Source organism: Halonatronomonas betaini, from assembly GCF_015666175.1.
Classification (GTDB): Bacteria; Bacillota; Halanaerobiia; order Halanaerobiales; family Halarsenatibacteraceae; genus Halonatronomonas; species Halonatronomonas betaini.
In genome coordinates, this window is the sequence record NZ_JADPIE010000004.1 from 338,423 (window position 1) to 364,033 (window position 25,611).

General features: G+C 34.8%; 22 protein-coding genes. 19 read left to right on the forward strand and 3 right to left on the reverse strand.

What is annotated here, in order from left to right:
• The first annotated feature begins 2 nt into the window (after positions 1 to 2).
• Together grdH and I0Q91_RS09125 are read left to right on the forward strand one after the other, a co-directional pair.
• Complete coding sequence (grdH, locus tag I0Q91_RS09120; RefSeq protein ID WP_270454185.1) at positions 3 to 1,319, forward strand: betaine reductase selenoprotein B; 1,317 nt, start codon at positions 3 to 5, stop codon at positions 1,317 to 1,319.
• A 93-nt stretch (positions 1,320 to 1,412) separates the two neighbouring features.
• Positions 1,413 to 2,969: a BCCT family transporter gene (locus tag I0Q91_RS09125; protein WP_270454186.1), complete on the forward strand. Its 1,557-nt coding sequence runs from the start codon at positions 1,413 to 1,415 to the stop codon at positions 2,967 to 2,969.
• A gap of 38 nt (positions 2,970 to 3,007) precedes the next feature.
• Here I0Q91_RS09125 and I0Q91_RS09130 read toward each other — a convergent pair whose 3' ends face one another.
• Positions 3,008 to 3,676, reverse strand: a complete 669-nt coding sequence (locus tag I0Q91_RS09130; protein WP_270454188.1) for a TetR/AcrR family transcriptional regulator — start codon at positions 3,674 to 3,676, stop codon at positions 3,008 to 3,010.
• A gap of 143 nt (positions 3,677 to 3,819) precedes the next feature.
• Between I0Q91_RS09130 and trxB the strand changes: the two genes are divergently transcribed.
• The 6 genes from trxB (at position 3,820) to I0Q91_RS09160 (ending at position 13,533) form a co-directional block, all read left to right on the forward strand.
• Complete coding sequence (gene trxB, locus I0Q91_RS09135; protein WP_270454189.1) at positions 3,820 to 5,034, forward strand: thioredoxin-disulfide reductase; 1,215 nt, start codon at positions 3,820 to 3,822, stop codon at positions 5,032 to 5,034.
• Positions 5,035 to 5,097: 63 nt separating this feature from the next.
• Complete coding sequence (trxA, locus tag I0Q91_RS09140; RefSeq protein WP_270454190.1) at positions 5,098 to 5,418, forward strand: thioredoxin TrxA; 321 nt, start codon at positions 5,098 to 5,100, stop codon at positions 5,416 to 5,418.
• Between the two features lie 18 nt (positions 5,419 to 5,436).
• On the forward strand, positions 5,437 to 6,981 hold the full coding sequence (grdC, locus tag I0Q91_RS09145; protein WP_270454191.1) for a glycine/sarcosine/betaine reductase complex component C subunit beta: 1,545 nt from the start codon (positions 5,437 to 5,439) through the stop codon (positions 6,979 to 6,981).
• A gap of 14 nt (positions 6,982 to 6,995) precedes the next feature.
• The gene (gene grdD, locus I0Q91_RS09150; protein WP_270454192.1) at positions 6,996 to 8,144 is read left to right on the forward strand and encodes a glycine/sarcosine/betaine reductase complex component C subunit alpha; all 1,149 of its coding nucleotides are present in this window, start codon (positions 6,996 to 6,998) and stop codon (positions 8,142 to 8,144) included.
• 367 nt (positions 8,145 to 8,511) lie between these two features.
• Entirely contained in the window at positions 8,512 to 10,170 is a 1,659-nt protein-coding gene (gene glgP / locus I0Q91_RS09155; protein WP_270454193.1) for an alpha-glucan family phosphorylase, read from the forward strand.
• Positions 10,171 to 10,323: 153 nt separating this feature from the next.
• Complete coding sequence (locus I0Q91_RS09160) at positions 10,324 to 13,533, forward strand: BTAD domain-containing putative transcriptional regulator (protein ID WP_270454194.1); 3,210 nt, start codon at positions 10,324 to 10,326, stop codon at positions 13,531 to 13,533.
• Positions 13,534 to 13,563: 30 nt separating this feature from the next.
• On the opposite strand, the gene phaZ is transcribed toward I0Q91_RS09160, so the two are convergent.
• Positions 13,564 to 14,439 (reverse strand): intracellular short-chain-length polyhydroxyalkanoate depolymerase, encoded by an 876-nt coding sequence (phaZ, locus tag I0Q91_RS09165; protein ID WP_270454195.1) that lies wholly within the window; start codon positions 14,437 to 14,439, stop codon positions 13,564 to 13,566.
• A 162-nt stretch (positions 14,440 to 14,601) separates the two neighbouring features.
• Between phaZ and I0Q91_RS09170 the strand changes: the two genes are divergently transcribed.
• From I0Q91_RS09170 to I0Q91_RS09215, 10 genes are all read left to right on the forward strand, one after another.
• Positions 14,602 to 15,495, forward strand: coding sequence for a branched-chain amino acid ABC transporter permease (locus I0Q91_RS09170; RefSeq protein WP_270454196.1), 894 nt, complete (start codon positions 14,602 to 14,604; stop codon positions 15,493 to 15,495).
• 2 nt (positions 15,496 to 15,497) lie between these two features.
• Complete coding sequence (locus I0Q91_RS09175) at positions 15,498 to 16,523, forward strand: branched-chain amino acid ABC transporter permease (protein WP_270454197.1); 1,026 nt, start codon at positions 15,498 to 15,500, stop codon at positions 16,521 to 16,523.
• A gap of 2 nt (positions 16,524 to 16,525) precedes the next feature.
• Entirely contained in the window at positions 16,526 to 17,308 is a 783-nt protein-coding gene (locus I0Q91_RS09180; RefSeq protein ID WP_270454198.1) for an ABC transporter ATP-binding protein, read from the forward strand.
• Positions 17,308 to 18,018, forward strand: coding sequence for an ABC transporter ATP-binding protein (locus I0Q91_RS09185; RefSeq protein WP_270454199.1), 711 nt, complete (start codon positions 17,308 to 17,310; stop codon positions 18,016 to 18,018). The genes I0Q91_RS09180 and I0Q91_RS09185 overlap by 1 nt, the downstream gene beginning before the upstream one ends.
• 45 nt (positions 18,019 to 18,063) lie before the next feature.
• Positions 18,064 to 19,260 (forward strand): ABC transporter substrate-binding protein, encoded by a 1,197-nt coding sequence (locus I0Q91_RS09190; protein WP_270454200.1) that lies wholly within the window; start codon positions 18,064 to 18,066, stop codon positions 19,258 to 19,260.
• Between the two features lie 73 nt (positions 19,261 to 19,333).
• On the forward strand, positions 19,334 to 20,365 hold the full coding sequence (locus I0Q91_RS09195; RefSeq protein WP_270454201.1) for a 3-oxoacyl-ACP synthase: 1,032 nt from the start codon (positions 19,334 to 19,336) through the stop codon (positions 20,363 to 20,365).
• Between the two features lie 20 nt (positions 20,366 to 20,385).
• Positions 20,386 to 21,114: an SDR family NAD(P)-dependent oxidoreductase gene (locus I0Q91_RS09200; RefSeq protein ID WP_270454202.1), complete on the forward strand. Its 729-nt coding sequence runs from the start codon at positions 20,386 to 20,388 to the stop codon at positions 21,112 to 21,114.
• 24 nt (positions 21,115 to 21,138) lie between these two features.
• A complete protein-coding gene (locus I0Q91_RS09205; protein ID WP_270454203.1) occupies positions 21,139 to 22,434 on the forward strand; it encodes an acetyl-CoA hydrolase/transferase family protein in 1,296 nt (431 codons plus the stop codon).
• 109 nt (positions 22,435 to 22,543) lie between these two features.
• Positions 22,544 to 22,972 carry a PspC domain-containing protein gene (locus I0Q91_RS09210; RefSeq protein ID WP_270454204.1) on the forward strand — a complete coding sequence of 143 codons (429 nt, stop codon included), beginning with the start codon at positions 22,544 to 22,546 and terminating at the stop codon, positions 22,970 to 22,972.
• A complete protein-coding gene (locus tag I0Q91_RS09215; RefSeq protein WP_270454205.1) occupies positions 22,965 to 23,903 on the forward strand; it encodes a LiaI-LiaF-like domain-containing protein in 939 nt (312 codons plus the stop codon). Before I0Q91_RS09210 ends, I0Q91_RS09215 begins: the two co-directional genes overlap by 8 nt.
• On the opposite strand, the gene I0Q91_RS09220 is transcribed toward I0Q91_RS09215, so the two are convergent.
• Complete coding sequence (locus tag I0Q91_RS09220; RefSeq protein WP_270454206.1) at positions 23,890 to 24,417, reverse strand: biotin transporter BioY; 528 nt, start codon at positions 24,415 to 24,417, stop codon at positions 23,890 to 23,892. The two genes, I0Q91_RS09215 and I0Q91_RS09220, sit on opposite strands and share 14 nt — an antisense overlap.
• A gap of 153 nt (positions 24,418 to 24,570) precedes the next feature.
• On the opposite strand from I0Q91_RS09220, the gene tdh reads away from it, so the two are divergent.
• Complete coding sequence (gene tdh / locus I0Q91_RS09225) at positions 24,571 to 25,611, forward strand: L-threonine 3-dehydrogenase (protein ID WP_270454207.1); 1,041 nt, start codon at positions 24,571 to 24,573, stop codon at positions 25,609 to 25,611.

The window sequence follows — 25,611 nt, forward strand, 5'->3', positions numbered from 1 at the left end:
TAATGAGTAATAAAGCAGTTGTTTATATAAATCAGTTCTTTGGACAGATAGGTGGAGAAGAGGCTGCTGATCATGAACCAGAAGTTAGAGATGGCGTTGCTGGAGCAGCCCAGGCATTAGCTCCAAATTTTGATGGTGAGATAGTAAAAACTGTAATCTGTGGAGATAATTATATGTCTTCCAACCAGGATAAGGCTGTTGCAAAAATCCTGGGAGAATTAGAAGATATCGACTTTGATATTTTCTTTGCCGGGCCAGCTTTCCAGGCAGGTAGATATGGTAATGCCTGTGGAGCTATCGGTAAAGCTGTAAAGGAAGAATTTGATGTTCCTGTAGTTTCATCTATGAATGTTGAAAATCCAGGGGTGGATATGTTTAAGAAGCATATTTATATTTTCCCAGGTGGTCATAGTGCAGCTAAAATGAGAGATGACGCTAAAAAAATGGCTGAGTTTGGAAATAAATTATTGAATGAAGAAGGACCATTCCTTGCTGAGGAAGAAGGCTTTTACAAAAGAGGTATCAGACATCAGTATTTCCTTCCAGATGAAACACCAGCAGCAGATAGAGCTATCGATATGCTGTTAAAGAAAATAAATGGTGAAGAATTTAAGAGTGAACTACCGATACCTGAGCAGGATTTAGTTGAAATTGCCCCTGCAATTAAGGATTTAAGCAGTGCAAAGATTGCTCTTGTTACATCAGGAGGAATTGTTCCTGTAGATAATCCAGATAGAATCCAGTCAGCATCAGCAACCCGCTGGGGTAAATATAATATTGCCGGTGAAGAAAAGCTAAAGAATAGGGCTTCTAACGAATATAAGACTATTCATGCTGGCTTTGATCCGGCAGCAGCAGATTCAGATCCAAACAGAGTTGTCCCACTTGATGCATTACGTAAATATCAAGAAGAAGGTCGTGTTGGAGAAATCCATGATTACTTCTATTCCACAGTTGGTACCGGTACAACTGAAGGTGAAGCCGCCAGAATGGGTAGAGAAATAGCTGAAGAACTTCTGGAGGCCAATGTTCAGGCCGTTATTTTAACATCTACCTGAGGTACCTGTACTCGTTGCGGTGCAACGATGGTTAAAGAGATTGAGCGTACAGGTATTACAGTTGTTCAGATGGCTAACCTTATTCCAGTCGCTAAAACTGTTGGAGCAAATAGAATGGTGCCAACTATTTCGATTCCTTATCCACTTGGTGATCCTAAAACTTCTGAAGAAGAACAATGGGAAGTTAGATATCATAGAGTTGGAATAGCATTGGATGCATTAGAAACTGAAATAGAAGAACAGACAGTATTTGCTGTTTAATATGCTAATCCTACCCCTCCTGAATAAAGGTGGGGTAGGGAACTTTATAAAACATAATTAACATAGCATTTCTAAATTTAAAGGAGGAAGAAAATGAGAACAGATAAGAGTGGTTTGGAAATTAAAGAACGTGGTAAAGAAGTATTTTACATTTCACTATTAATTGTTTTTGCTATAGTTATCTGGGGAATAGCAATGCCTGAGAGTTTCAGTGCAGTTGCTAACTCTATATTTGATTTTTTAACAGTTAATTTAGGCTGGTTTTATGCAATCACTATGACTTTATTTGTTATATTTTGTTTGTGGGTTGCCTTAGGAAGACATGGAAAGATTAAATTAGGTAAGCCAGATGAAGAACCAGAATTTAGCACAATCTCATGGTTTGCGATGCTTTTTAGTGCTGGTATGGGTGTTGGTCTTGTGTTCTGGGGGGTTGCTGAGCCGTTGAACCATTATGTAGCTCCATTAGGAATGGAAGGTGGAACTGCAGCAGCAGCTGATTTTGCTTTTAAGACTTCATTCTTTCACTGGGGATTACACCCATGGGCCGCTTATGGAGTTTTAGCTCTGGCATTAGCCTATATGCAGTTCAGGCATGACAAGCCTGCCCAAATCAGCAGTATCTTTATTCCCTTGATTGGTGAATCTAGAGCTAGAGGGACAATAGGTAAAGCAGTTGATATTCTTGCAATATTTGCAACAGTAGCCGGGGTTGCAACTTCTCTTGGTATGGCTACATTGCAATTAACAAGTGGATTTAATTTTCTCTTTGGAATTCCAGAGACTGATACGGTCAGGTTAATTGTTATTGGAGTAATAACAGTACTCTTTATGATATCTGCAATAACTGGTGTAGATAAAGGTATTAAATATTTATCAAATGCCAATATTACTCTAGCTTCAGTAATTATGGTCCTATGTCTGATCGCTGGGCCTACCTTATTAATTATAAATAATTTCACTAATTCATTTGGAATTTATATGAGCTCACTTGTCCGAGACAGTTTTCAAATTAGTTCTGAGCCCTGGTATGGCTGGTGGACTATCTTTTACTGGGCCTGGTGGATAGCATGGGCACCATTTGTTGCCAGTTTTATAGCCAGAATTTCTAGAGGTAGAACAATTAGAGAATTTGTCGGTGGAGTACTTTTTGCTCCAACATTAGCTTCTTTTGTCTGGTTTTCAATTATGGGAACAATGGGAATAAATCAGGGCATGGAAGTTGCTGAAGAGGCTATAGCAACTACTGAAACAGCTTTCTTTGTTGTTATGCAGAATTATCCATTAGGTGGTTTAATTTCAGGTATTGCTGTAATCTTATTAACAACCTTCTTTATAACTTCAGCTGATTCAGCAACATTTGTCTTAGGGATTTTGTCTGATAAAGGAAACCAAAATCCAACAGTACAAAGAAAAGTTACCTGGGGCTTAATTCAGACCGGTCTTGCTATTGCTCTGATGCTATCAGGTGGACTTGGCATGTTACAGACAGGCTCAATAGTTGCTGCTTTTCCATTTGCAATTATAATGTTACTGGCAATGGTATCAATGATGAAATCCTTTAGTGCTGAACATAAAGTAGATGGAGTTGTTGATTTAAATGAAGTGTCGGATAAATCGATTGAAGAATTAGATGAGATTGCTAGGTAAAATAAAAAAACTGCCCCTGATTTCAGGGGCAGTAAAATTTATAAATCAATATTAGCAGTTTTTAAAACTCTGTTAATATGTTTCATAACCTGACTGGTTGCTTTTTCAGGTTCGCATTCTATTCGATTATGAATTATTAATGATAGCATTCCATGATATATCAATCGGATTGCTTCATCGAGTTCAGAAGCTGATTCTTCAGGAATAAATCCTGCTTCTATTGATGGTTTCATGGCAATAGAAGTTCTTTTAGAAAGATCAGTTTCCATTAACATAGGAATTAATTCTTCTGGTGGGCTCCCTAAATCCTCAGGAAATAATTTATAATAGTTTTTAACTAAATTTCCTGGTTTGCCTCCAATATCATCGGCAAAAATTGCATAATAAATTTTAGGCTTTTTAAAAGAATGGTAACAGAAGCATTCCCACATAAGAATTAGTTTTTCTAGCTCATTATCACCCTGAGCAATATATTCAGGCATTTCTTTGACATAGTCTTCCATGAATCTTATTGAAGCAAAGAAAATAAGCTGATTGCAATTATCAAAATAATTATAGATAGTTGCACTATTATAACCAGCGATCTTTGCTACTTTACGGATTGTAACTTTTTCGATGCCTTCCTCTTCAATAATTTGATAGGCAGCATCGATGAAAACTTTAATTGTTCTGACTTTCTTGATATCTTTTTTGTTGAATTTGATCATTTATATCCCTCTCATCATAATTATAATTTAAACAATGATTATATTTTCAATTAAATAATACAATATATTTTGAGAAAATGCAAACAAAGTTGATAGATTTATTTAAAAAATAAAATTATATTAATACAAGGAGCTGATTTAAAATGTCAGAAGTATATGATTTACTTATTATTGGAGGAGGTCCAGCAGGCTTATCAAGTGCTATTTATGGATCCCGTTCCAAACTGAAAACACTGGTTTTAGAGTCCAAGAGTAAAATGGGCGGTCAGGTGGCAGACTATCATGAGATGGAAAACTACCCAGGAGTTGTTGATACCACTGCCCCGGAATTAGTTGAAAGTTTTGAAGAACATGCCAGGAAATTTGGGACTGAATTTGCCAAAGGTGAAGTCAAAGAACTTGAGTTAGATGGGTTTATCAAGACAGTTAAGACAAAAAAAGGTGAAGAGTACAAAGCTAAAAGTATTGTTTTAGCAACAGGAGCAGAACCAAGAAAGTTAGGCTGTGAAGGAGAAGCTGAATTTAAAGGTAAAGGAGTCTCTTATTGTGCAACCTGTGATGCCGACTTTTTCCATGATCTTCATGTTGTTGTTGTCGGTAATGGTAACTCAGCAATAGAGGAAGCGATTTATCTGACAAAGTTTGCTGCTAAAGTTACAATAATTGTTATTCATGAAGAGGGCAAAATGGATGCAGAAAAACTCTTCCAGGAAAGAGCCTATGCCAATGACAAGATTGAATTTGTCTGGAACTCAACTTTACAGGAAGTTAAAGGTGAGGGTATTGTAGAGACAGCAGTGCTTAAAAATGTCAAGACAGGCGAGAAAACAGAAATGGACTGTGATGGTATCTTTATCTTCATCGGTCGGGTGCCAAGTACTGACTTTTTAGAAGATACAGATGTTGAGCTGACAGAAGGTGGCTATATTAAGGCAGATGAAGATATGAAGACAACAGTACCTGGTGTTTATGCAGCAGGAGATGTTAGAGACAAGGTTGTTCGTCAGGTTGTAACAGCAGCAGGAGATGGAGCAACAGCAGCAGTTATGGCTCAGAGTTATTTAGAAGCTGAAGAACACTGGAGAGATAATGTCTTAAAGACAGATAAGCAGGTAGTTGTAGCTTTCTGGAATCCAACCCAGGATGATAGTTTAAATACCCTGCAGGATATTGAAGAGTTAGGTGTTGAAGCTGATGAAACCAAGAAGCTTGTCAAGATAGATACCTATAGAAATAGATTGATAACTAACCGTTATAATATTACAAAGGTGCCGACAGTATTGATAATAGAGTCTGGTGAAGAGGTCGAGAGAGTAGAGAATCCGACTGAAGAGGAACTGGCAAGAATTTTAAATTAAAGATCTAAGGATTTTCAAGAATATAAAATTAATAAACCAAAATTTATTTAGGAGGCTAAAAAAATGTTAGAATTAAACAAAGAAAATTTTGATAGTGAAGTTTTAGAGAGTGATGGTATAGTTGTTGTAGATTTCTGGAGTGAGAGTTGTGACCCATGTAAAGAATTAATGCCTGAGGTAGAAAAGTTGGCTGAAGAGTATGGCGATAAAGCCAAGTTTGCCAAATTAAATATTAAAGGCAACCGTCGTCTAGCCATGAAACAGCAGGTAATGGGTCTTCCATCAATAGTCTTTTATGTTGATGGAGAGAAGACAGAGCATTTAAGCGGCGATGATTTAGAAGGTTCTGATATTGAAGCTAAATTACAGGAATTATTAGGATAATCAAGGAGGTATCATAAGATGCAGGAAGCAGTAATAAAAGGATCAAGCTATATATTAGCCCATACACCAAACACATTGAAGGTAGGCGGGACAACCCAGACCCAGGCCAGAAATAAAGATAGCGAAAGCGAATATCTAAAGAATTTAGATAACTATTTAAGAGATTTCTCTGAAGCAGTAAGATATGCTCCAAACCAGTGCTATATCGGGAATATTCTGCCAGATGAACTAAAGGAGATTTCAAGGCCCTGGTATGCAGAAGATAATCTTTTAGAAGAAAAACGTTTCGGCAAAAGAGGCGAGATTATGCCAGAGGATGAGTTCTATGGTTTAGTCCAGTTTGTCGATGTCTTTGATTTAGTGAAACTAGAAGAAGAGTTCGTTAAAGAGATAGAACCAAAATTAAACGACCATCCCCTTTTAGGAAAACTTGATTTAGAACTAAAAGGTACACCGAAAGAAAAAATAGAAGAACTCCATAACGGCAGCCGGACAGAACCTCTCTATCTAGGAGATAGACTGGTTGGAGTCGTTAAAGGTGCCCATGAGAGCGATGAGAATTTAAGCGCCCATGTTATCATGGAAAACTTAATGAGTAAAGCAAGTGGAGTCCTGGCTCTATTAAATTTAGGCGAGAGAGATGGCATCAACCTAGAAGATATAGAATATGTTATCGAATGCTCAGAAGAAGCCTGTGGAGATATGAACCAGCGTGGCGGCGGCAACTTTGCCAAAGCGATAGCAGAAAAAGCAGGCTGTGTAAATGCCACAGGTAGCGATACCAGAGGTTTCTGTGCAGGTCCAGCCCATTCACTAATTAACGGTGCAGCTCTAGTTAAAGCAGGAGTCTATGAGCAGGTTGCAGTTGTAGCCGGGGGAGCAGTAGCTAAATTAGGCATGAACGGTAAAGATAATGTCAAAAAAGAAACACCTGTCTTAGAAGATACCCTTGGCGGCTTTGCAGTTTTAATTACAGCCGATGATGGCGTAAGCCCGGTTCTAAGAACCGATGCCCTTGGCAAACATACTGTCGGTAAAGGCTCATCACCACAGGCAGTAATCTCAGCATTAGTCACCGATGGCCTGGATAAAGCAGGGCTAAAGATGTCTGATGTCGATAAATACTCAGTCGAGATGCAAAACCCTGAGATGACCGAACCGGCTGGAGCAGGTAATGTGCCTGAAGCCAATTACAAGATGATAGCAGCTCTAGGTGTTAAAAGAGGCGACCTTGAAAGAAAAGACTTAATGAAATTTGTTGAAGAACATGGTATGCCAGGCTTTGCGCCAACCCAGGGCCATATTCCATCAGGAGTACCCTTTATCGGGCCGGCAGCAGAGATGATGGCAGCTGATAAATTAAATAGAGCAATGATTATCGGTAAAGGCAGTCTCTTTTTAGCCAGAATGACCAATCAGTTTGACGGAGTTTCATTCCTTATGGAGAAAAATACCGGTCAGGGCTCAAAAGAAGAGACAGCCGATAAAGAAGAGATTAAATCAATGATAGCTCAAGCCATGCGCGGTATGGCAGAGAGCTTAATAGAAGACGATAAAGAGTAAGGAGGTGGCTTAAAATGGAAGCTAAAAGAGAAGTAGCAGCAGTCTTTAACGAGCTAGCAGATGCAATCGAGAGTGGCCAGTTTGGCAGCAAACAGAGGATAGCCCTGACAACTCCAGGGAGTGAACACGGCAGCAAGGAACTCCTTGACGGTGTTAGAAAACTTATCAGAAAGAGATCAGATATTCAGCCGGTGATAATCGGTGAAGAGGGTATTGAAAATTTCGATCACCATTATGCCGACTGCCTTGATGATGCCCACAGAATAATGGAAGAGCTTTTCACTCAAGGTGAAATAGATGGAGCAGTAACCCTCCATTACAACTTCCCAATGGGAGTGGCAACAGTCGGGAGAGTAATCTCACCGGCTTCAGGTGATGAGATGATTATAGCCACCACCACAGGAACATCGGCAACTGATAGAGTTGAGGCCATGGTCAGAAATGCCATTGCCGGAATAGCTTCAGCCAAAGCTATCGGGATCGACAATCCTGAAGTAGGTGTCTTGAATGTTGAAGGGGCCAGAAAAGTAGAGCAGGCCTTAAATAAGCTAAAGGATAATGGTTATGAGTTTGAGTTTGCCACCTCAGCCAGAAGCGATGGAGGCTCAGTCATGCGAGGTAATGACCTATTATTAGGCAGCACAGATGTTATGGTCTGTGATACCCTGACAGGTAATATCTTAATGAAACTATTTTCAGCCAGCCAGTCAGGCGGTAATATAGAAGTCTCAGGTTACGGCTATGGACCAGGCTTAGGCCCTGACCAGGATAATATTATCGGGATCGTCTCTAGAGCCTCTGGAGCCCCGGTAGTTGCAGGTGCCATGGAATATATGGCAGATGGAGCTAAAAATGACCTGACAGCTATTTACAATAGAGAGCTTAAATCAGCCGAGAAGGCCGGTTTAAAGGATATTATCGAGGACCTTAAGCCTAAGGCGAAAGAATCAACAGAAGCTGTTAAAGCCCCGGATAAGAAGCAGACAGGGGCAGAGATAGCAGGAATAGATGTCCTTGATATCGAGACAGCCAAAGAGACCCTCTGGGCAGAAGATATCTATGCCGAGACAGGCATGGGCTGTACCGGTCCAGTGATAATGATCAATGAAGAAGATAAAGCCGATGCTAAAGAAATATTAAAGAAATCAGGCTTTATCGGTTAAAGCATAATATACAATTCAAATGAATAATATACCCTGCTGGCAAGAAAAATCCCGGCAGGGTTTCATATATTTTTAAGGGACCTGACGGTTACCCGACGGTTACCAAGTAGTATCTCTTAACATATTTCACAAAGTATTAAAATAAATATTATCAAAAGAATACAGGTATATTTATACACTAACTTAATGCAAAACATGAATATCAAAAGTTACAAAAGAGATTTACATTGAATTAATTAAAAAAAATTGCAGGAATTCATCAACAAAAAGAGAAATAAATAATAAGGATTTTTTTAAAAAGCTTTTATGCAAACGATTTCGTTAATTTTATTAATTATCAAGCAAGAATAAAATAGGAGGCAAAATTATGAGTAAAAAAATTAAAGAAACAAAAGTTGCGTATTTCTGTATGGAATATGGATTGGATGAAAATTTACCGATTTATGCAGGTGGGCTTGGCATCCTGGCTGGTGATGTTTTAAAAGCAGCTAAAGAAAATGAATATCCATTAATCGGTATCGGCTTGCTCTGGCGTCAGGGTTATACAAATCAGATTATTGGCGATGATGACAGACCTGTAGATACTTATCCCCGCAATGACCATATTTATGACCTAGCTGAAGATACAGGTAAAGAGATAACTGTATCAATCAAAAATAAAGAAGTTATCTGCAAAATTTACAAACTTGACTGTTATGACAATTCAGAGCTTTATCTGCTGGATACCAATCATCCAGATAATGATGGTGAAGCAAAATGGATTACTGGTCAGCTTTATGGCTGGTTTAGCGAAGAAAGAATTGCCCAGGAAATTGTTCTTGGTATTGGTGGAATTAAAGCAATGAGAGAGCTGGATCTTGATATTGATGTATATCACTTCAATGAAGGCCATGCTGCTTTAGCTGCAACAGAGCTAATCAAAGAAAAACGTGCAAAAGGTGCAACATTTGAAGAAGCTTTAGAAGATGTCAGAGAAGAAGTTGTTTTTACAACCCATACTCCTGTCCCTCAGGGTAATGAAGAACATAGTCTGAAAACCCTGGAATATATGGGAGCATTTAATGGGCTGACAATTGATCAGATGGTTAGAATCGGTGGAGCGCCATTTAATATGACCGTTGCCGGCTTAAGATTATCATCAGTAGCCAATGGAGTTGCCCAACTTCATGGTGAGACAGCTAATAAGATGTGGGAAGATGTTGATGATAGGGCTCCAATCAAAGCCATAACCAATGGAGTTCATCTAAATACCTGGGTCGATCAAAGAATGATTGATGCTTATAAAGATAAAGGCGACCTGTGGTCAACTCATCAGGAAATAAAATCAGAACTTATTGATTTTGTTGCTGATAAAACTGGAACTGAGCTTGATGAAGATAAATTATTAATCGGTTTTGCCAGAAGAGCCGCTCCATATAAGAGAGCTGACCTGATCTTCTCAGATTTGGAAAAAATAAGACCATATTTTGAAAAAGGTGAAATTCAGATTATCTTTTCAGGAAAAGCTCATCCACTGGATGATACAGGGAAAGAGCTGGTTGAGATATTAGTAGAAATGACAAAAGAATTTCCTGATAGTGTTGTTTTCTTAGAAGATTATGACATGGAAATAGGCAGAATGTTAACGAGAGGAGTCGATGTCTGGTTGAATAATCCTCGGCGCCCAAAGGAAGCCAGTGGCACTTCTGGAATGAAGGCAGCAATGAATGGTATTCTTAATGTAAGTATCTTAGATGGCTGGTGGCCAGAGGCCTGCGAACATGGAGTTAATGGCTGGCAGTTTGGAGATGCTTTTGAAAGTGAAGATGTCGAGGAACAGGATAAGCATGATCTTGAAGCTCTGTATGAAGTTCTATTAGAAGAAGTATTACCAACCTATTATGATAAAAAAGATAAGTGGAAAAAGATGATGAGAGAGAGCATTGCTTCAACTTTAGAAAGATTTAATGCAAAGGTAATGATAGAAAATTACTATCAAATGATGTATAGCAAAAAAGTCAGAAAAAATGCAGACAGGAAATATTAATTAAATAGCTTAAATTAAGGTCAGGAGTTAGTCTCCTGGCCTTTTAATAAGCTAAATTATATTACGAAATTAATAAATACTTGAAATTTTCTGCCTGTATTTGGAGGGAATAAGAGATTATATCTAGAATATATATTATTAGGGTGAAAATTAATGTCTAATACAATTTTAAAAACAAGATTTATACCTCCATATTTGCAAAGGGAAACCTGGATAAAATCAAATTTAAAAAGAGAATTTGATAGGATATCATTATTTCCCTTAACAGTAATTAAAGCAGGCCCAGGTTATGGCAAAAGTACAATGCTTGCCGATTACTTTAGGACCTTTCATTTAGAAGATAATTATGCCTGGTATAGTATTGATGAATTTGATAGGGACCCCAGTATTTTTATCCAAAACTTTATTTCAGCAATTAATTATGTTGACCAGGAGGTAGGTAAAACAGCGCTTAATTTTTTAGATAATAATCTTGAACAGCAATTTAATTTAAAAAGTAGTCTGGAAATATTAATAAATGAAATTTTAGACAGTGTTGATCAGGAGTTTTATTATATTCTAGATGATATTCATCTCCTGGAAAGTAATGATCAAATAATAAATTTGTTAAATTATTTCATAAAGCATATGCCCCCAAATATTCACCTTGTTTTATCCGGAAGAACAGGAATAAAATTACCAGACTTTATTAACTGGCAATTAAAAAATCAGGTTCATATTATAAATTCTGAAGAATTTAGTCTTGAGAAACCAGAGATCGATAAATTTTTACAAAACCAGTATGATTTAGATTTACAAAAAAATGAAATTAATCAGATCTATAAAAGGTCAGAGGGCTGGATTATTGCAATTGACCTTATTGGTAGGAGTCTTAAAACTGGACAGTCAATTAAGAAAATAATTGATTTGGATACACCATCATCAAAACTTTTATTTCAATATTTAACTAAAGAAGTCCTTGAAGATTTAAAAAAAGAGAAATTAGACTTTTTATATAAAACTTCAGTCTTGCAGGTTTTAGATTTAGATATAATTAATCAAATGATTAGCGGGAATTATCGACAGAGCTTTTTAAAAGAGCTTGAAGAAAATAGTATATTCATTAGTAAATATGGAAGCAAACAGTATAGATACCATAGCTTATTCCAGGATTTTTTACAGGAGGAGGCTAAGAAAGAATATGACCTTAAAGACTTGCATGAAAAAGCTGCTGAAATTACTGAAACAAAAGGATTAATAGGTCATGCAATATTTCATAGTCTCAATGCTAAAAAATATGATAAATCTGCAGAATTAATTCTTGAATCAGCAGACAAATTATTAGAAAAGGGGAGAATAAAAACCCTCCAGCAGTCATTAGATGCCTTACCAGATAAGTATTTAAATCAGAATCCTGAACTTTATTTATATCAGGGGGATATTTATAGATTAAAGAGTGATTTTAATGGCGCCTTAAACTCCTATCATGAAGCAGAAAAGCTATTTAATGAAAAAGGAGATAAGAGGGATATAATTAGAGTCTTAGAAAAATTGGCGATGATTTATCTTGATACTGTTCAACCGAATGAAGCTGATAAGTATTTAAAAGCAGCATTAGAATTAAAAGACGAAGATAATCCCTGGCAGGAAGCAAATCTACTTTATCTAATGGCTGAAAATAAAATTAATGAAGGAAATTATCAAAAGGCCGAAGAATATAGGGAAATGGCTGAAAAGGTATCTGCAACATCCAGAAATGACAGCAATTTTAATGCCCGGGTCAAATTGAGAACTGGTAGATTAAATGAAGCACTAGCTGGCCTTGAAAGGCAGCTTGAGACAAATAAAGATAAGTCTAATTTGATTCCAAGATCCCATAGAGAAACGGTATTATTATTATCATTGATAAATTCTTTTCTAGGAAGAAAAGATCCTGCTTTAGAAAATGCTATGTCAGGCAAAGAGCTAGTCGATAATTTTCCATCAACATTTACATCTGCAGTTGTACAGATGCGTTTAGGCCATGCCTATCAACTTAATGGTGAAAGAAAGATAAATAAAGCAAGAGAGGCATATGAAAAATCAATAGAATTAATAGAAGAGATAGGTGTCAAGAGAGGGTTGAGTGAGCCCTTAATGGGTAAAGCTCTTCTAGAAGCCTTTTATGGCAATCCAGGTAAGGGTGAAGAACTGGCTGAAAATGCACTTAATATTACACTTGAGTCAGGAGATAAATGGCTTGGAAGTCTAATTTATATTGCCCTAGGAATAAATCAGTATAAACAGGATTCATTTAAAGAAGCAAGAAAAAGCTTCCAATCGGCCCTGGATTTTAGTTATGACCTCTATGATATTTATGGCCAGATTATTTCTAATTACTGGCTTGCAATAGTTTATAAAGAATTAGGCTTTAAAGAGGAGAAATTAACAAGAACAAAGGAATTAATAGAACTGGTAGAAAAATTTGATTTTATAGATCTTTTGAAAAAGCCGACAATGTTTACTTCCAGGGATCCTGATATTATAATCCCGGTTCTTTTGTCATTAAAGAATTCAGATAAGGAATCAGCCTATGTAAGACTTATTTTAGCAGAATTAGGTTATGCAAAACTTGAACATCATCCAGGATATACTTTAAAGATAAAAGCTCTAGGGAGATTAAAATTATTTAGAGGTTACGAAGAAATTACCAAGGATGAGTGGAAAAGAGAAAAAGCACGAGAATTATTTTTATTATTTATTGTCAATTGGCAGGATATGCTTTCAAGAGATTATATTTGTGATAAATTATGGCCTGAATCTGATCTTGAAAGTGCTGAGCAAAGTTTTAAAGTTGTATTAAATTCCTTGAAAAATACTCTGGAACCAGAGAGAAAGCCAAGGCAAAAGCCATTTTTCATAAATCGCAGGAATACACATTATGGATTGAACCCAGAAGCCGGTTATTTTTATGATGTTGAAGAGTTTGAAAACCTGCTGTCTAAAGGTCAGAATGCTGTAAATACAGATGAGGAAATAGATTATTACCTGGAAGCTAAAGATCTTTATAGAGGTGATTTCTTAGAGAAAGAAGATTATTATTTATTTGCTGTTGATGAAAGGGAGCGGCTTAAAAATTTATATTTAAATACAATGGATAAAGTTATAAGCTATTATTATAAAAATGAAAAGTATGAGGAATGTATTAGTTATTGCAATGAAGCTTTACAGATAGACCTCGCCTGGGAGAAAGCATATTACTATTTAATGCGTTCATATTTAAAATTAAACCGACGTTCAATGGCAATAAAAACCTATAAAAGATGTGAAAGAGTTTTAGCAGATGAATTATCAGTTAAGCCAGGTGAAAATATACAACAGATATATAACGAGCTTATAAAATAAGCTGCCGTTTAACACGGCAGCTTTTATACTTTACAAAAATTTTGTAATAGCGTCAACTAGCTGATCAATATCATCTATTAAAGGGGAATGGCCACAATTTTCAAGTATTTGGATTTCTGCGTTATTTCCGATATCTTCTTTGATAGCTTCAGCCATACTCATTGGAACAACTTTATCCTGGTCACCCTGGAGGATTAAGGTTGGAGCAGTTATTTTTTCCGCCTTATTATTACCAGATTGCAAACCATTATGTTGATCACTTATATTAAAATGAGCTAGAGCATAATCTACATCAATTAAATTTCTCTGTGTCATCATATCATCAAGGTATTTTTCATATCTTTCTTCTTCTGGTTGATTATCAGTATAGATTAAAGAATTCCAGATCTGACGCATTGTTTCCTTATCGTTATTTTTTTGAGCATTTAAAACAGGTAATACCTGGACTGGATCACTAGCAATTTCTTCTTTAGTTTCTAATAATTCACCTGGGATTGGTTGGCCACCTTCATCTTTCTTTAAGATAGGATATCCTCTAGTACTAACAGATTCAAGTAGAATTAATTTATTAACTTCAGTAGGTCTTTTTGCAGCTATTTCCATAGCTACCCCGCCACCAGTTGACCAGCCAATAAGATTATAGTTTTTGAAATTTTTTTGATCTAATAAATTTATTAGATCCTGGGCTAATTCTTCAAGTGAATCAAAGCGGTTATTATAACTTGATTTCCCAAAACCTCTCATATCAGGGGCGAGCAAATGATAATTTTCTGGTAAACTATCCATTAACACATCCCAGTGTTTTGAAGAAGTCATATTACCATGGATTAGTACTAGCTTATCACCAGAACCTTCTCGTTCTCTATAAGCAATTTCTTCACCGGTTTTAACTTTAATTTTATTCATTGAAATCCCCCTTTTTTAATTTAATATCCTCTATTTACATTATAACAGACTCAGTTACAAATCTGTTACGAAAAATTTCCTGATTTAAGTAACTATTTTGTAACTGGTTTGAAACTTAAATGATATATACTGTTATCAAAGATGATTGATAGGAGGTTTTTTATGCACTGGCAAATATTTTTACAAAATGTTTTTGGTGGTATTGAAACTGGAAGTTTATATGCCCTGGCTGCTTTAGGTGTTGTTTTAATATATAGAGTATCAGATGTGACTAACTTTGCCCAGGGGGAGATGGCAATGTTTAGTACCTTTGTTACGTATACTATCTGGGTATATAGTGCAAATGCCGGATTTCCTTATCCTTATGTCGCAGCTTTTATTGGGGCTTTGATTTTTTCTGCAATATTTGGATTTCTTGTTGAAAGAGTTTTTATTAGACCAACAAGCGATAGCTCTTTACTTGGTAAAATGATAGTTACTTTAGGACTCATCTTAATAGTTAATGGATCAGCAGGAGCAATTTTTGGTACAGACTCATATTATATGAGGAGAGCTATTTCTGGTCATATAAGAGTAGGTAATATGATTATTAGACCTCATTCGTTTTTTGTTATAGGACTTGCTATTGTAATCATGCTTGTATTATTTTATATGATTAAGTTTACGATGTTTGGAGTGGCTATTCGGGCAACCGCCCAAAATGATAAAGTTGCAAAATTAATGGGAGTTCCGACAAAGAAAGTGACAGCTTTTACCTGGATAATGGCTACAATGATGGGAGCAATTGCAGGTTTAATGATTGCACCAGCAACTAATGTATATACTGGAATGATGGCAGATGTTCATCTTAAATCCTTTATTGCTGCGGTTTTAGGGGGATTTACATCTTTTGTAGGTCCAGTTGTAGGAGGACTAATGATTGGGATCCTGGATAACCTTGTAGGTTATTATATATCAACTAACTGGCAAACAGTAATTGTATATGGCTTTTTAATTATAATTCTTATTTTTAAACCCTATGGTCTCTTTGGTGAAATACCAAAAAAGAAGGTGTAAGTATGGCAATTATGAAATTATTCAATAATAATCCTTATTTTAAATATATTTTAGGAACAATAATATTTATGATAATTGTTTTTATAGATCTACAAATAGGATTATTTGCAAGTAGAACAGTTAATCTATTAATAAGAGTAGTTTATTTTAGTATTGTGGCAATAGGATTTAATATTTTACTTGGTTATGCAGGTCAGATCTCTTTAGGTCATGCTGCTTTTATGGGCTTTGGAGCTTACTTAACTGCATTTATAAGTAACAATTTTGGCTTAGGATTTTTGCCTACAATAATTTTATCAGGTTTAATACCTATGATATTTGGAATTGTTCTTGGTCTAGTAGCTTTAAGGCTAGAGAGATTATATTTAGCAATAGCAACACTTGGAATTGGTGTAACTATTGAATTTGTTTTCAGGGAATGGGTCTGGTTCACAAATGGATTTTCAGGAGCCCGACTTAGTAGACCTGAGATATTTGGTTTTGCTTTTAATAATTCAAGACATTTTCTTTTACTAGCAACCTTTATTTTATTTTTAGTTGTATTATTTACGTATAACTTAATAAGATCTAAAACAGGAAGAGCTCTTTCAGCTATGCGAGATAGTAATCATGCTGCCCAGGCAATGGGAATTAGTTTATTAAAATATAAGTTAATTGCATTTGCATTAAGTGCATTTTATGTTGGGCTGGCAGGCTCTTTATATGCTTATGCAGAAAGATATGTACATCCCTCAACCTGGGGGGCAGAACTTTCGCTGGATATGTTGGCCATGGTTGTAATAGGTGGATTAGCATCAATTGGTGGTTCAATTACTGGAGCAGGTTTTCTAGTATTAGTACCGAGATTAGTTCAAGATTTGCCTGTAATCGGAGGAATTACAAATATAAATTTTATTTTAACCGGACTTGCAATGATACTGGTTATTAGATTTATGCCAATTGGAATTTATAATTGGTTTGATTATAAAGTTATTCAACCATTTTATTATAAGATGCTTAATTTTGATGATCCAGGCGGGGATGATTAATTATGAAAATATTAGAAATTAAGAATATGACTAAAAGGTTCGGAGGATTAGTTGCAGTAGATGATTTAAGTTTTCAAGTTGAAAAGGGAAGCATTTTTGGATTGATTGGACCGAATGGTGCTGGAAAGACAACTGTTTTTAATTCAATTACAAGGTTTTATGATCCCGAAGAAGGAGAAGTAATTTTAAGAACTCAAGATGATGAGATAAACTTATTAAATTATAAATCTCACCAAATAGCCAATTTTGGTCTGGCCAGAACATTTCAGAATGTTGAGTTGTTTGGCAATATGTCTGTTTTAGATAATATGCTAGTAGGAGCTCATACTAATATTAAAACTAATTTTTTAATAGAAGGTTTTAGATTGCCTGGTTTTAGAAATAAAGAAAATGAAGCAAAAGAAAAGGCCATGGATATTTTAGGTTTTCTTGGCTTAAAAAAATTAGCCAATCAATTTGCAAAATCTCAACCATATGGCGTTCAAAAATTATTAGAACTTGGCAGAGTTTTGATGACGGAACCCAGAATTATATTATTAGATGAACCAGCTGCTGGAATGAATGATTCAGAGACAGATAAATTATCAGAACTTCTTATGAAAATTAGAGATGAATATAATCTTACTATATTTCTGGTAGAACATGATATGGGTCTGGTAATGGATATTTGTGATGAAATAGTTGCAATTAACTTTGGTAAATCTATTATGCAGGGAACCCCACAAGAGATCCAGGCAAGTCCTGAAGTTCAGGAGGCATATTTAGGAGGGGACGATGAATTATAATGCTTAAATTAGATAATATTTCAGCTTATTATGGGAATATAAATGCTCTTAGTAATATTAATCTGGAAGTAGAAAAAGGAGAGATTGTTTCTTTATTAGGGGCCAATGGAGCAGGAAAATCATCAACATTGAAAGTAATTTCAGGATTGTTAGAACCTCGTGATGGCGATGTTTATTTTAAGGATGATAAAATAACTGGTATGGAACCTGAAAAGATTGTAGATCATGGGATTATCCATATCCCTGAAGGGAGACAGATATTTCCAACATTAACTGTTGCAGAAAACTTAAAAATTGGTGCTTATAGAATTAGAAAGTCAACTAACTGGCAAAATAAACTTGATGATATATTTGAATATTTTCCTGTTTTATCTGATAGAAAAGAGCAGCAAGGTGGGACTCTTTCAGGTGGTGAACAACAAATGCTTGCTATAGCAAGGGGTTTGATGGCTGAACCAGAACTGCTAATGCTAGATGAACCATCACTGGGACTTGCCCCTTTAATAGTAAAGGATATATTTAAAATAATTAAGAAAATCAATTCTGAAGGAGTAACTATTTTATTAGTGGAACAGAACGCTAATATGGCCTTAAAAATAGCTAATAGGGCTTATATATTAGAAACAGGAGAGATTGTTCATTCTGGTAATGCAGAAGATTTAGCCAGTGATGAAAAAGTAAAAGAGGCTTATCTAGGCAGCAAGCATTAAAATATATAGATAAGAGATATTAACTAAATTTAAGGAGGAGTTAAAATGTTAAAGAGGTTAAGTAAAATTGGAGTTATGGCTTTGGTGGCAGCATTATTATTACCTGGTCTAGTTATGGCATCATCTCAGGGTGTTGATGATAACACAATTACTATTGGTTCAGTAGGTGTTACATCAGGCCCAGCAGCTTTTATAGGGCAGCCTTATTATGAAGGTATGAGAGCTTATTTCAGTACAGTTAATGATGAAGGCGGGGTTTTAGGTAGAGAGATTGAATTAATTCAAAGGGATGATGAGTTCGATCCAGCTCAGGCAAGGGATCATGTTGAGGAATTAATTTATGATGAAGAAGTTTTTGCTATTGTTGGTCAGTTAGGAACGCCTGGTGTTATTTCTTCTGCTCAATTAGTAAGAGATGCCGGGATTCCTTCTGTCTATTTCGGTTCAGGGGCGACTGAACTAACAGAACTTGGAGAGAATTTCTTCCCGGTTCAGCCAAATTATGTTTATGAGGGTAAACTAATGGCTAAGTATGCAGTAGAACATTTTGAAGCAGAAAATATTGCTGTTTTATATCAGAACGATGATGTAGGTCGTGATGGTATTCAGGGTATTAGAGAAGGTTTAGCTGAAATGGGTATGGAAGAACATTTAAATGAAGATGCAGTTATTTCTCATAACCCAAATGAATCAGATTTTACAGCTCAAATGCAGCGGGTTTTGGTTCAGGATCCTGATATGGTAATAGTTTTTAGTCTTTCTCAGGCTGCTTCATTAATTGTTAGAGCAGCAGAAGATTTTGGCTTAGAAGTTCCTATGTTAACAACTTACTCAAATGCTGATGCTAGCTTCCTTGCTACAATTGAACCATCTGAGACAGCTCCAAATGCAATTCATAATTTACATGTAATGGGCTGGTTAGATGTAGATGAAGAAGGGCTTGCTCCTCTTAATAATGCGATGGAAGAATATTATCCAGATAGTGTTATAAATGCTTACACAATGGCAGGCTGGGTTGCTGGTGAAACATTTGTAGCAGGTTTAAGAAATCTAGAAGGAGATATAACCTGGGACAATTATATTGAGTCTATGAATAATTTAGAGTTTACCGATGGTTTGGCTGCTGAAATTTCATTTGAACCTGGCGTCAGACAGGGAGTAACTCATATGGCAGTTAGTAAAGTAGTCGAGGAAGATGGAGAGTATTTCTTTGAACAATTAACAGACTTCATGGAATTTTAATATTGACTACTCCTGGCAAGGGCCCGGTTTGCCGGGCCCTTTTTCTTTATAACTTAAGGAGGTTTATAATATTATGATAAAAGATCAAGAACATGTTGGAATAATAGGTGTCGGAATTTATTTGCCCTCTGAAAGAATGACGGCAAAAGAAATTTCTAAAAAAACTAATGGTAACTGGGAAGAGTGGGCTATTAGAGAAAAATTAGGTATTAATCAAAAGGTAGTTCCTGGTGAAAAAGATGGTACTCAGGCTATGGGTGTTTCTGCAGCCAAAGATGCCATTAAGAGCGCAGAAATTGATCCTGCTGACATTGATATTGTCTTAGGAATAGGTGAAGAATGGAAGGAGTATCCCTTAACGACTTCCAGCATTTATATACAGGAACAGGTTGGAGCCAAAAGTGCCTGGGCTATTGATGTTCAGCAAAGGTGTGGAACTACTGTAGCAGCATTACAGATGGCTAAAGATTTATTATTAGGTAATAAAGAATATGATACGGTATTAATTGCAGGTGGCTATAGAAATATTGATTTACTTGATTATGAAGATCCCAAACTATCAATGATGTATAATCTAGGCGCTGCTGGTGGGGCACTAATATTAAAGAAAAATGCAGAAAGAAATATAGTAGAAGGTAGCCATTTGATTTCAGATGGATCACTGGCTAGAGATGCAGGAGTTAGAATTGGTGGTGTAACTAACCCTGTCACAAAAAAAAACATTGATGATGCTTTCAAACTGGAAATATTTGATGTTGATCATATGAAAGAAAGGCTAAATGAAGTTTCAATGAGTAATTGGTTAACCTGTATTGATAAGGCATTTGAAAAATCAGGTAGAAATAAATCAGAGATGGATTACCTGGCTGTATTACATTTTAAACCATCAATGCATGAATATCTTTTGGATCAATTAAATTTAGATAAAAACCAGACTACTTATTTGTCTGATTATGGTCATATTGGCCAGATAGATCAAATTTTATCATTAAAATTGGGACTTGAATCAGGCAAAATCAAATCTGGTTCAGTTATATCCATGATATCTGCTGGTATAGGATATGCCTGGGCAGCAAATGTTATTAAATGGGGAAGTATTAAATAAATATTACTGGGGGTAGAAAAATGAACGTAAAAAATAAAATAGTAGTTATTACTGGTGGAGCTAGAGGAATAGGTAAACAAACTGCAGAAGTTTTTAAGGCTAAAGATGCAAAAGTAATAATTGCAGATTATGATGAGGAAAACGGTGAAAAAACTGCCTCTGATCTAAATATTGAATTTATAAGAGTGGATGTTTCGGATCAGAATTCAGTTAAAAATTTATTTTCTAAGATAGATGAAAAATATGGTCAGTTAGATGTTTTAATAAATAATGCAGGTACTACAGCAGATGGATTTTTAGTTAAAATGGATGAAGATGCCTGGGATAAAGTTATTGATGTTAACTTAAAAGGTGTTTTTAATTGTGGTAAAGAAGCTGCAAAAAGAATGATGAATAAAGGTGAAGGAGTTATAATTAATACAGCTTCAGTTGTTGGATTATATGGAAATGTTGGTCAAACTAATTACGCTGCCAGTAAATTTGGAGTTATAGGTTTAACAAAAACCTGGTCTAAGGAGCTTGCTCCTAAAGGGGTAAGAGTTAATGCTGTAGCTCCTGGTTTTGTTGAAACTGAGATGTTAGATTCAGTACCTGATAAAATACTAGACGATATAAGGAACAAGACTCCTTTAAAAAGGCTTGGTAAGACTGAAGATATTGCCAATGCTTATCTTTATCTTGCATCAGAAGAAGCTTCCTTTGTTAATGGAAATGTCTTAAGTGTAGATGGAGGGCTGGTTTTAGGCTAAATAAATATTTTGAGGTGATATAAGATGAATCAATTTCAAAAAAAATATAAAAATAATTTAATAACTTTAGGTGACGCAGTTGAAATGGTTAGTGATGGTGATAAAATTACTGTAGCAATGGCAGGTTCAGAACCTCAAGGTTTACTGGGGGAACTTGCTAAAAAAGCAAATGAGCTAAATGATGTAACTCTTGTTTCCTGTTTGATGATGGGCGATTATGGATTTCATTCTCCAGAAATGATTGGGCATATAAAAAATGAAACATGGTTTTATGGTCAATCTGATAGAAAAAATCATCATCATGGTAATATTAGCTATATACCAAATAATTTACATGAAGCCGGCGAAAAAAAGTTAGAAAATGATAATATAAATATATTCTGGGGAACTGCAACTCCGATGGATGAAAGAGGATATTTTTCATTGTCTTTAGGTGTAACTTATGAGAAGATGATGATAGAAGAAGTAGATTTAGTTGTTTTAGAGATTAATGAAAACCTGCCGTGGACTTTAGGTGATACCCAAGTTCATATTTCAGATATAGATCATGTAGTTGAAAATACAGCTGATTTAATAGAATTGCCAAATATTGTGCCTGGAGAAACAGAAAATAAAATTGGGCAATATATTGCAGAGATGATAGAGGATGGATCAACATTACAGTTAGGTATCGGTGGTATACCAAATGCAATCACTAAATATCTGACTGATAAAAATAATTTAGGAATTCACACTGAAATGTTTACAGATGGTATGGTTGATTTATTTTATTCAGGGGCAATAACAGGTAGTAAAAAATCTATCTGGAAAGGGAAGATGGTTACAACTTTTGCTTTAGGTACACAAAAACTCTATGATTTTATAGATGAAAATATTGCAGTTGAATTTCAACAGGGTAATGTTACTAATGATCCTTCTGTAATTGGTCAAAATTATAAAATGGTTAGTGTTAATACTGCACTTCAAGTTGATTTATCAGGTCAGGTCTGCTCCGAGGCTATAGGTAATAAGCAATATAGTGGAACTGGAGGCCAGGCAGATACCCATAGAGGCGCTCAAAGATCTGAAGGAGGTAAGGGTATAATTGCTTTAAGATCAACTGCAAAGGGTGGAGATCTTTCAACTGTGGTTTCACAATTACCTGCTGGATCTAAAGTAACATTAGGAAGAAATGATATAGATTATATAGTTACAGAATATGGAATAGCTCATTTAAAAGGTAAATCAATGAGTAAAAGAGTTAAAGCAATGATAAATATTGCTCACCCTGATTTTAGGGATAAACTTAGAGAGGAAGCTGAAGAATTAAAACTTTGGTAAATTAGTGCCAGCAGATATCTGCTGGCTATTTTTATCTATCTTTTTATTGCAAATGATAAGTATATTAAGATATAATATAATTATCATGGTATTTAAAGGAGAGATATAAATGGCTGAGATAAAAAGGTTATATAGGTCCAGACAAAACAGAATATTAGCAGGTGTCTGTGGAGGTATAGCTGATTATTTTAAAATCGATCCTTTAATAATCAGGCTTTTTTTCGTTTTTTCATTCTTTTTAAATGGAGCAGGAATTTTAGCTTATATTATCGGCTGGATAATTATTCCTGAAAGGCCCTATGATTATAATGGTGAACAATACAATGAGAAATTTGATGAAGAGAGTTATTATGAAAATGAATCATCAGGCTTTAATAGAACTAATCAAAGATTTATAGGTATAATTTTAATTATTATAGGTGCCTTTATAATATTTAGTAGAGTAATTCCTTTAATAGTCTGGAGGAATTTTTGGGCAATAATATTAATTGTATTAGGTATTTCAATTCTAGTGAAAGGGGTTTCTGGGAGTGACTAAAAAAAATAATGATATTACCTTAGGAATTATTTTAATTTTTATTGGCGGTTTATTCCTTTTAAATACCCTTGATATTATAAGATATAATATTTGGAATTTGTTGTTTAGGTACTGGCCAGTTTTTTTAATAATTATTGGAATAAATATTTTATTTAAAAGCACAAAATTGTGGTGGCTAAGCCCCTTGTTAATAATAGTTCTTTTAGTGCTTTTATTTGTTCCAGGTGATTATATGCCTTCTTATATTCAAAATTTTAGGCAAGATAGTGGAACTCATATGAGGCCTAGTACAGAGCCTTTTGAATCAGAACATGAATATTTGGATAATCATCATTATTTTGATGTGTATTTATCAATAGACTCAGGCAGAATAGATATAGGAAGTCTAGCTAATGATAATTATTTATATAAGCTTTTATATAATTATCATAATGAAAAGCCTAATTTGGATTTTGATTTTGACTTGGAAACTAATAGAGCTCAATTAAATATTAGTCACATGCAAAGCTTTGAATTTGATCAAGTTGATGTGGTAAATAATTCAAAGCTTAATCTTAATAAAGAAGCTATTCATAATATAAATATAGAATCAGGAATCGGAAGATATAATCTAGAACTTAAAGATTTAGATATAGAAGAATTAATTATTAACACAGGAATAAGTGAAATATATGTTAGCTATAATGATTTTCCTAATGAAACAATTATAAACTCTGGGGCTTCTAATATTGAATTTGAATTTCCAGATAATATTGGTATTCAAATTGAAACAAGAAATATTACTAATAAACAAGATTTTATTGAAAAAGGTTTTATTGAAATAGAAGAAAATATTTTTCAGAATGAAAAATATGATGAAGCTGAAAACAGAATTATGATTAGTCTTTCAAGCCCTGCTACAAATATAGAAGTTTCATTTAGAGATAATTGATATTTATTAATCTTTTATTGATTATAAGTAATAATATTACTTTAATAGCATCACCTGGAATAAAAGGTAATACACCTGCTGATAAGGCTGATATAATATTAAAATCCCAGCCTATAATCATGAAAACAACTCCAGAAAAATATATTATAAATTTAGCAGATATCAGTTTCAGTATGAGTAAATTTGTGGATGTTGTTTGTTTACTTATACCAGAAATAAAGGCCGCGATTGGAAATGCAATTAAAAAACCTCCAGTTGGTGAAAATAAAATTCCGATACCACCTAAACCGCCAGCAAATACTGGAATACCTATAAATCCAATTAGTAAGTATATTAATTGACTTAATAACCCTACAAATTTTCCGCCTATTAATCCTGACATTAAAACAAAAAACGTTTGTAAAGTTATTGGTACAGGGCTTATAGGTAGAGGTATAATTAAATAACTTCCTATTACTGTTAAACTTGTAAATAAAGCTGCAAACAAAAATTCTTTTAAAGATAAATACTTCATTAAATCAATCCTTTCATTAAATCGAGATGATTATAACATATTAATAGTTTAATGAAAAGTGTTTTAATTAGGTTTAACCTGTGATATAATTTCACATAGATAGATATAACTAGAGTAGTCGAGAAGTATCAATAAAATACAGGAGGGAAAATTATGGAGGGCAGTATGAAAGCTGTTGTAAAGACCCAACCTGGACCAGGTGCTGAAATGAAAGAAGTTGAAATACCAAAACCTGGACCTAATCAAGTTTTAGTTAAAGTAAAGACTACTTCAATTTGTGGTAGTGATTATCACATCTATAGCTGGAACAAATGGGCAGAAAATAATGTTAATATTCCTCAAATAATGGGGCATGAATTGGCTGGAGATGTTGTGGAAGTTGGCGAAAATGTAAGTTTAGTAAAGGTCGGAGACTTTGTTTCTGCAGAGACTCATATTATTTGTGGGCATTGTTATCAGTGTAAAACTGGACAATATCACATATGTGTAAATACTAAAATATTAGGTGTTCATACAGATGGAGTATTTGCAGATTATGCAGTAGTGGACGCTTCCAATATTTGGAAAAACGATTCTTCTATTTTACCTGAATATGCTTCAATTCAAGAACCATTAGGAAATGCAATTGATACAATTAGAGCTGGTAATGTAAGTGCAAAAAATATATTGATTACAGGTGCAGGTCCAGCAGGGTTATTATCTATACCTGTTGCCAAAGCATTTGGAGCAAGTCAAGTTATAGTAAGTGAACCAAATGATTATAGAAGAGAACTTTCAAAAGAAATTGGAGCAGATCATGTAATAAATCCTATTGAAGAAAGTTTAGAAGATTTAGTAAATGATACTACAGGAGGTATTGGAGTTGATTTCGTGGCAGAAATGTCAGGGAATCCAACTGCAATTAGTCAAGGTTTAAAGCAAATTACTCCTGGTGGCAGTATGGCAATATTAGGTTTGCCTGCTGAAGAGGTTAAATTAGATCTAACTGAAGATTTAATATTCAAAGGGGTTAATTTAATAGGTATTACAGGTAGAGAGATGTTTAAAACCTGGTATATAGCTAGAAGGTTATTGAAAGAAAATATGATAGATTTAGAGCCGATAATAACTCATAGGTTTCCACTAGAAGATTTTAATAAAGGTATGGAGTTAATGAAAAGTGGTAATTGTGGAAAAATAATTTTACTTCCATAA

What these genes read in the sequence shown, in the direction of transcription:
- I0Q91_RS09125 (WP_270454186.1), top strand. Translation starts at nt 1,413, where the DNA reads ATGAGAACAGATAAGAGTGGTTTGGAAATTAAAGAACGTGGTAAAGAA.
- I0Q91_RS09130 (WP_270454188.1), bottom strand. Translation starts at nt 3,676, where the DNA reads ATGATCAAATTCAACAAAAAAGATATCAAGAAAGTCAGAACAATTAAA.
- trxB (WP_270454189.1), top strand. Translation starts at nt 3,820, where the DNA reads ATGTCAGAAGTATATGATTTACTTATTATTGGAGGAGGTCCAGCAGGC.
- trxA (WP_270454190.1), top strand. Translation starts at nt 5,098, where the DNA reads ATGTTAGAATTAAACAAAGAAAATTTTGATAGTGAAGTTTTAGAGAGT.
- grdC (WP_270454191.1), top strand. Translation starts at nt 5,437, where the DNA reads ATGCAGGAAGCAGTAATAAAAGGATCAAGCTATATATTAGCCCATACA.
- grdD (WP_270454192.1), top strand. Translation starts at nt 6,996, where the DNA reads ATGGAAGCTAAAAGAGAAGTAGCAGCAGTCTTTAACGAGCTAGCAGAT.
- glgP (WP_270454193.1), top strand. Translation starts at nt 8,512, where the DNA reads ATGAGTAAAAAAATTAAAGAAACAAAAGTTGCGTATTTCTGTATGGAA.
- I0Q91_RS09160 (WP_270454194.1), top strand. Translation starts at nt 10,324, where the DNA reads ATGTCTAATACAATTTTAAAAACAAGATTTATACCTCCATATTTGCAA.
- phaZ (WP_270454195.1), bottom strand. Translation starts at nt 14,439, where the DNA reads ATGAATAAAATTAAAGTTAAAACCGGTGAAGAAATTGCTTATAGAGAA.
- I0Q91_RS09170 (WP_270454196.1), top strand. Translation starts at nt 14,602, where the DNA reads ATGCACTGGCAAATATTTTTACAAAATGTTTTTGGTGGTATTGAAACT.
- I0Q91_RS09175 (WP_270454197.1), top strand. Translation starts at nt 15,498, where the DNA reads ATGGCAATTATGAAATTATTCAATAATAATCCTTATTTTAAATATATT.
- I0Q91_RS09180 (WP_270454198.1), top strand. Translation starts at nt 16,526, where the DNA reads ATGAAAATATTAGAAATTAAGAATATGACTAAAAGGTTCGGAGGATTA.
- I0Q91_RS09185 (WP_270454199.1), top strand. Translation starts at nt 17,308, where the DNA reads ATGCTTAAATTAGATAATATTTCAGCTTATTATGGGAATATAAATGCT.
- I0Q91_RS09190 (WP_270454200.1), top strand. Translation starts at nt 18,064, where the DNA reads ATGTTAAAGAGGTTAAGTAAAATTGGAGTTATGGCTTTGGTGGCAGCA.
- I0Q91_RS09195 (WP_270454201.1), top strand. Translation starts at nt 19,334, where the DNA reads ATGATAAAAGATCAAGAACATGTTGGAATAATAGGTGTCGGAATTTAT.
- I0Q91_RS09200 (WP_270454202.1), top strand. Translation starts at nt 20,386, where the DNA reads ATGAACGTAAAAAATAAAATAGTAGTTATTACTGGTGGAGCTAGAGGA.
- I0Q91_RS09205 (WP_270454203.1), top strand. Translation starts at nt 21,139, where the DNA reads ATGAATCAATTTCAAAAAAAATATAAAAATAATTTAATAACTTTAGGT.
- I0Q91_RS09210 (WP_270454204.1), top strand. Translation starts at nt 22,544, where the DNA reads ATGGCTGAGATAAAAAGGTTATATAGGTCCAGACAAAACAGAATATTA.
- I0Q91_RS09220 (WP_270454206.1), bottom strand. Translation starts at nt 24,417, where the DNA reads ATGAAGTATTTATCTTTAAAAGAATTTTTGTTTGCAGCTTTATTTACA.
- tdh (WP_270454207.1), top strand. Translation starts at nt 24,571, where the DNA reads ATGGAGGGCAGTATGAAAGCTGTTGTAAAGACCCAACCTGGACCAGGT.